This is a genomic window from Streptomyces sp. M-16 (assembly GCF_052114405.1).
GTDB lineage: Bacteria > Actinomycetota > Actinomycetes > Streptomycetales > Streptomycetaceae > Streptomyces.
Window position 1 is genome coordinate 1 of the sequence record NZ_JBFRER010000212.1, and the last position, 6,459, is coordinate 6,459.

General features: G+C 74.5%; 6 protein-coding genes. 1 reads left to right on the forward strand and 5 read right to left on the reverse strand.

Annotated elements, in window-relative coordinates:
- From AB4039_RS40855 to AB4039_RS40865, 3 genes are all read right to left on the reverse strand, one after another.
- Positions 1 to 1,057: MAB_1171c family putative transporter (locus AB4039_RS40855; protein ID WP_442273172.1), on the reverse strand; the 1,057-nt coding region annotated here is incomplete at its 3' end.
- Entirely contained in the window at positions 1,054 to 2,526 is a 1,473-nt protein-coding gene (locus tag AB4039_RS40860; protein ID WP_442273173.1) for an NAD(P)/FAD-dependent oxidoreductase, read from the reverse strand. The genes AB4039_RS40860 and AB4039_RS40855, both read right to left, overlap by 4 nt.
- 73 nt (positions 2,527 to 2,599) lie before the next feature.
- Positions 2,600 to 3,178 (reverse strand): toxin-antitoxin system, toxin component, encoded by a 579-nt coding sequence (locus AB4039_RS40865; protein ID WP_266843744.1) that lies wholly within the window; start codon positions 3,176 to 3,178, stop codon positions 2,600 to 2,602.
- A 308-nt stretch (positions 3,179 to 3,486) separates the two neighbouring features.
- On the opposite strand from AB4039_RS40865, the gene AB4039_RS40870 reads away from it, so the two are divergent.
- Positions 3,487 to 3,912 carry a hypothetical protein gene (locus AB4039_RS40870; RefSeq protein ID WP_442273174.1) on the forward strand — a complete coding sequence of 142 codons (426 nt, stop codon included), beginning with the start codon at positions 3,487 to 3,489 and terminating at the stop codon, positions 3,910 to 3,912.
- Here the strand turns inward: AB4039_RS40870 and AB4039_RS40875 are convergent.
- Both AB4039_RS40875 and AB4039_RS40880 read right to left on the reverse strand, forming a co-directional pair.
- Positions 3,898 to 4,725 carry a helix-turn-helix transcriptional regulator gene (locus tag AB4039_RS40875; protein WP_266843747.1) on the reverse strand — a complete coding sequence of 276 codons (828 nt, stop codon included), beginning with the start codon at positions 4,723 to 4,725 and terminating at the stop codon, positions 3,898 to 3,900. The two genes, AB4039_RS40870 and AB4039_RS40875, sit on opposite strands and share 15 nt — an antisense overlap.
- A gap of 23 nt (positions 4,726 to 4,748) precedes the next feature.
- Positions 4,749 to 6,459: hydroxysqualene dehydroxylase (locus AB4039_RS40880; protein WP_442273175.1), on the reverse strand; the 1,711-nt coding region annotated here is incomplete at its 5' end.

The window sequence follows — 6,459 nt, forward strand, 5'->3', positions numbered from 1 at the left end:
CGCCGGGGCCGTCCCGGTCGGCGGCCGCCCGCAGCCGGCAGGCCGCGGCGAGCATGGCGGCGTCCGCCACCACCGAGGCGGCCGGCTCGTCCAGGCCCTGCCGGCGCGCCGCCCCGTAGGCCGCCGTACGCACCTCGGGGTCGAACCAGCCGGCCAGGGCCAGCAGCCCGTCGTCGATCACCGACTCGCGGTGGACCAGCCGGATCCCCACCGGTGACCACCAGGTCAGCGGGACCGTCGTCACGTTGCGGGACGCGAACCCGCGCAGCGCCTTCCACAGCGGGCGCAGCCTGCGGTACTGGCTGAAGTCCCGCCAGGCCTCCGAGCCTCCGGCCAGGGGCACGATGAACCCCGCCCCGACCATCACACCGGCCGCGGCGGCCAGCGGCGGTGCCACGTCCGTGGACAGGTACACCCAGTCGCGGCCGGCCCACCGGGCGGCCACCGAGGCCCACTTGGCGGCGAGGTAGGACAGGTCCAGCGCCCCGCCGAGCACGATCAGGGCCAGCCCGCTGCGCAACGGGCGCAGCGAGCGGTCCGCACGCCACAGCCACTTCCCGCACAGCCAGGTCAGCGCCGAGGTGCCCACGGTGTGCGCCACGAGGAAGCAGACGATCATCTCGCGGATCCAGGGCGTCGTGGCGTAGTACGTGTCCAGGTCCTGGAGCCGCTCCACCGGCGCGTCGCCGATCACGAAAAGCGCGACGATCGCGACGGCCGCCGCGCCGAAGACGGCGATCGTCCGCCGCGTGGCCCGTCGCACGGCCGCGGGCGGCCCGCCGCGCCACTGCAGGACGAGGACGACGCACGCCCCGGAGAACAGCGTGGCCAGGCAGAACACCAAGGGCGCGGAGAAGTTGACCACGCCGGTGAACCGGTTGACCGCCGAGATCGTCGGCGGCGAGGCCAGGAAGTTGATGGGGGCGCCCAGGACGAGCAGGGCGCACGCGGTCCGGTTCAGGGGCTGGTCCCAGTCCCGGCGCATGCTCGGGGCCTTGATCAGCAGCGCCAGGACCATCAGGATTCCCGGCAGCTGCACCAGGATCCCGCCGCTCACCGGCTCTGCCCGAGGGGGTCGACGGGGTCCGCCGGGTCCGCCGGTCCGGCCGCCGGGTCCGCCGGTCCGGCCGCCGGGGAGAGCCCGCCGACGGCCCGCTCCGCCGCGGTGAGCGGAGGCACCGGGGACGCGCCCCGGTCCGAAGCGCGCAGCACGTGCCAGAGCACCGACGGGCGCAGCCAGCGGGCGGGCGCGTCGCTCATGGTGATGACGTCGAACAGGGCCGCGGTGAGCACCTCGTCGGTGGTGGCGCCCGTCATCAGCCGTCCGACGTACGCGTCGAGGAGCCCGGCCCCCGGCCGCGGCTCCATGCCGGTGGCCCCCGGGTAGCGGATGTCCTGCGTCGTGGCGAGCTCCCAGGCGGTGCTCACCCGCGGGGTGAGCGCCCGCTGTGCCGCGCGGCCGATGCCGGGGTGGCCGAGCCCCTTCGCCCGGAGCAGTTCCCGTACGGCCAGCAGCCCCTGCGCGGCGACCGACATGCCCTGCCCGTACAGCGGGTTGAAGGTGGCGACGGCGTCGCCCACGGCGAAGAAGCCGTCGGGCAGCTCCGCCTTCTCGAAGAAGACGCGGCGGTTGGCGTTGCCCCGGGTGACGGCGACGTCCGTCAGGGGTTTCCTGCCCTCCAGCAGTTCGCCGACGATCGGGTCCCGCAGCCCCTTGGCGAACGGGACGAACAGGTCGGGGTCCGCGGTCGGCTCGCCGCCCCGGGTGCCGGAGAGGGTGGCCTGCCACCGGCCGTCCTCGATGGGCACGATCGTGGCCGTCCGCCCGGGTACGGGCACGCGGGGATCGGACTGCACGTTGACGATGGGGAACCCCGCCGCGTGCGCCCCGGCCGGGGCTTCGAAGATCCGTGTCGCGTAGACGAGACCGGAGTCGACCTCGGACCGCCGGATGCCGTTCAGGCCGAGCGTCCCGAGCCAGGCCGTGGCCCGCGAACCGCGTCCGCTCGCGTCGACCACGAGGTCGGCGGTCACCAGCCGGTCCTGCTCCTCGGGGGTGTCGACCCGGACGCCGGTGATCCGGGCCGCGGTGCCCTCCAGGCCGCGGACCCGGCTCCGCTGGAGGACGCGGACCCCGTCGAGGCCGGTCACCCGGGCGCGGACCACCGAGTCGAGGAGGTCGCGGCTGCAGGAGATGTTGAACTGCTTCTCCCCGCACCGCGAGATCCAGCCCTGCGCGGTCATGGTGGCCAGGTCGGTGGGCAGACTGCGGCGCAGGGCGCCCGCGCCCGTCCAGTCGGCGGTGATGCCGGGCAGGATCCGCTCGAAGGCGCGCGCCCCGCCCGACCAGAGCAGGTGGGTGTGGCGGCCCTGGGGGAGTCCCCGGCGCGGCGCGGGGCCCTCGGGCAGCACGTCCGCCTCGATGACGGTGACCGTCGCGTGTTCGGCCAGTACGGCGGCCGCGAGGAGGCCGGTCAGGCTGCCGCCGATGACGACGGCGTGGCGGGACGCGGAGGACTGGTTCATCGTGGCGTGCTCTCTGTCTGGGGCCGCGGCCGGGGCAGCGGCGCGCGGGGGCGGCGGCCGGTGGGGGCGCGGGTCACCGGCGGGGCGTGGGACTTCCCCAGCCGAGCGAGGTGCTGATGCGCTCGATCGCCTCGGGGAACCGCTCCTCCCGGGGGCCCTGGAGGTAGGGCCGCAGCAGTTTGCCCAGGTGCAGACCGAAGGTCTCGGCCCGGATCTCCGCCGGGTCCCCCAGGTCGGCCCGGGCGGCGGCCTGCCGGATCACCGAGGCCAGCCCGGTCTCGGACTCCACGAGTCCGGCCAGGCAGCCGTGGCGCCCCGTCAGGCGGGCGGCGACCGTCATGCCCGGACCGAGGTCGAAGGAAGTCCCCTCCTCCACGTGCCACAGCTCGTGGCAGGCGATGACGAGCTGGTGCTCGGGGCGGGTGTGCGCCTCGATGACGATCAGGTCGCGGTCGTCGAGGTCCAGCCACAGCCCGCTGGCCGAGTCCGGGGGGAACGGGGCGAAGTGGAAGTCGACCGGCCGTCCGGCGCGCCGGCGTTCGAAGGCGGCACAGAGGGCGCCGATGATCCCGGCGACGTCGGCGGGCCCGGTGGTCCGCGTGCCGGCCAGCAGGTCGGCGCCGAGCCTGCGCATGGTCCGTGTGGTCCTCATGGCGCCTCACCCCCGGCGGGGTGGGGCCGGGCGGCGGCTCGCACGGGGTCATTCTCCATATGTCGACAAGACGTTCGATCAGTTTGTTTTCAGCGCAGCCTAGCCGCCGTTCCCGCCCCCCAACCAGCACCTCCCGGAATGGCGGTGCCCGGCCGGGCGCGCCCGGACCCCGCCATGACCCCGGAGGTAATCGACCCCTTTCCGGTGGGCGGGCACAGTGGGGTCCACGGGCTCCGGGGCCGCGCACTCGGCTCCGGGACCCGCACCCCCGACATCCACCGACCGACCTCGACGGAGGCTGATCCGCCATGTCCGCGACCCTGTTCGCCGGCTTCGCCCGCACCACCGTCCCGCAGACCGCGCTGCGCCGCTTCCTCGCCCTCGACGCCGTGGTCACCACMGGCAACGGCCTCGCCTACGCCGTCTTCAGCGCACCCCTCGGCCGGCTGCTCGGCGTCGCCGGGCCGGCCCTGCTGGGACTCGGTCTCCTCCTCACGGCCTTCGGCGCGGGCGTCGGCCTGCTCGCCTCGCGCCACCGCCCGCCGGTCCTCCCGGTGAGGTTCGTCATCGAGGTCAACTACGCCTGGGCGGCCCTCAGCCTGCTGTCGCTCGCCCTCTGGTTCTCTCCCACCACGGCCGGCGCGGTGTGGATCCCGGCGCAGGCGCTCATCGTCGCCTGCTTCGCGCTGCTCCAGCAGCTGGCGCTGCGCGCGGCCGGCTCAGGGAGCCAGTGAACGCAGGTACTTCACCGTCGCCGGGTCGGCGGGCAGGAGGGTCTCGATGGCCAGCTCGGCGACCGTCACGTCCAGCGGCGTGTTGAAGGTCGAGATCGAGGACACGAAGGACAGCAGGTGCCCGTCGTGCTCGATCACGAGGGGCAGCGCGATGTACGGGACCGGCTCCTCGCCGGCCTCCCCGTCGTCCGCGCCGCCCGGCCGGAGCGGGTCGGACCCCGGCTCCGGCTCCGGCGGCAGCGGGTACGCCGCCACCTCCTCGTACAGGGCGCGCAACGGCTCCGAGCGCGACAGCGCGATCTGCCGCTCCATCTGCTCCAGCAGGTGACCGCGCCACTGGCGCAGGTTGCGGATCCTGGGGGCCAGCCCGCGCGGGTGCAGGGTCAGCCGCATGGCGTTCAGCGGCGGCTCCAGCAGGTCCTCGGGCACCCCGTCCAGCAGCATCGCGATGCCCCGGTTGGCCGCCACCACCGTGTACGTCCCGTCCACCACCAGCGCCGGGTACGGCTCGTAGCCGCTCAGCAGCTGCTCCATGCCCGCGCGCAGGGCGCCCATGGCGGGCGCGTCCAGCGGGGTGTGCGCGTACCGGGGCGCGTAACCGGCCGCCAGCAGCAGGGCGTTGCGCTCCCGCACCGGCACGTCGAGGTGGTCCGCGAGCCGCAGCACCATCTCCTCGCTCGGCCGGGACCGGCCGTTCTCCACGAAACTGATGTGCCGGGACGAGGAGTCGGCGCGGCCCGCCAGCTCCAGCTGGCTGATCCCGCGCCGCTCCCGCCAGGTGCGCAGCAGCATTCCCACACTCGCCGTCGTCATACCCGGACGGTAACCCGGCCCCCTCAGCCCACGTCGAAGACGTTCCGCAGTCCGAGACGGTGGCGCCACAGGTCGTGCCGCCTGGCGGACTCCACCTCGGGGGCCCGGTAGAGACCGGTGACGGTGCACCGGTCCGCCGCCGAACCCTCCCGGTCCAGCAGGGCGTTGACCGCCGCGCGGGCCGAGGCGTTCGCGCCCTCCATCGTCGCGAGGTCGATGTCGACCGCCACGTAGTCCCCGCTGAGGAAGAAGTTGGGGACGCGGGTCCCCGCACTCGGCCGGTTGTGGAAGGTGCCGGTGGGATGGATGAGCAGCTCGTCCTGGTTGGTGGGGTGCGGTGTGCCGAGGCCGTCGACCCCCGGGTCCAGGAACCAGGAGTGCAGCGTGGCGTCCCGGAGCGGAGCGGCCCCGGTGTCGTTCAGGGAGGCCTTCAGCTGCGCCCACACCTCGCGGGCCACCTCCTCGCGCGTGCACTCCTTGGCCGTCTTCCCGTACAGGATCCCGGGCCTGTCCCATTCGGAGACGTCCACGGACAGGCAGTCCACGGCCGTCCCGTCGCCGTAGTCGGCGGCGAAGTCACGGGAGGGCCAGTGCTCGGCCTGCTGGATCGCGGTCAACGACCAGGGGGAATCGATGCAGTTGAGGTGTCCGTGGACGAGCGGGGCGCGTTCGGTGAGGTAGAACTGGATGCCGGTCATCCAGTCCGTCCGGAGCGCGTCGCAGCGCCCCAGCATCGGGTCCGCGGCCCGCAGGGCCGGGCTCCAGGTACGGCGGGCGTGTTCGACGGGCAGCGCGCTGACGTAGTGGTCGGCGGTGACCGTACGGCGCGCCCCGGACGGCTCCAGCACCGCGACCCCGCTCACCCGGCCGCCCTCGCAGCGGACCTCCTCGACGGTCCAGCCGATCCTGAACTCCACTCCGAGGGAGCGCAGGTGGGTCTCCCACGGGGTGATCCAGGCCTCGTTGGTGGGGAGGTTGAGGATCCGGTCCGGCGGGCCGTCGGCGCCGCGCCCCAGGAGGTTGAAGACGAAGGCCTCGCCCAGGGTGCCCACCGTACGGGTGGAGGCCTCCTCGGCCTTGGTGGCCACGATGTTGCGGGTGACGCCGATCGCCAGGATGCGCTGGTACTCGGTCGACATCCGCGCCGCCCGGGTGAACTCCCACCACGGGGTGCGCTCCCACACCTCCTCGCGGCGCTCGTCGCAGCTGGTGAGGAAGACGAGCACGCGGTTGACGAAGTACGCCGTCTCGTGCGCGGGCAGCCGGACCAGCGTCTGGAGGATCCCGGTCAGGGCACGGCCGATCTCCTCGGGCGTCAGCCCGGCGGGGGAGTGGCCGGGCCAGGGGACGGGGGCGCGCAGGTCCTCGCGTCCGCCCGACCGGGCGAACATCATCTCGCGGGGGGCGACGAGGTTGTCCCACACCCCGTTGGGGTTCCCGGGGAAGGGGATGCGCCGCAGGGTGTCGGGCAGGTTGTGGTAGATGCCGGGGATGAAGCGGAACCCGTGCTCCGCCGGCAGGGGGCGCCGCCCGCCCCGGGCGCTGCCGGGGACGTCCATGCTGCGGGCCTTGCCCCCGAGCGCCCGGCGTTCGTACACCGTGACGGCGTACCCGCGCTCGGCGAGCTCGTGCGCGGCGGTCAGCCCGGCCACCCCGCCGCCGAGGACCGCGACGGTGCGGCGGTCCGCCGCGGGGGCGGCGCCGGAGCCCGCGGCCGCCCGGGCGGCGCCCGTC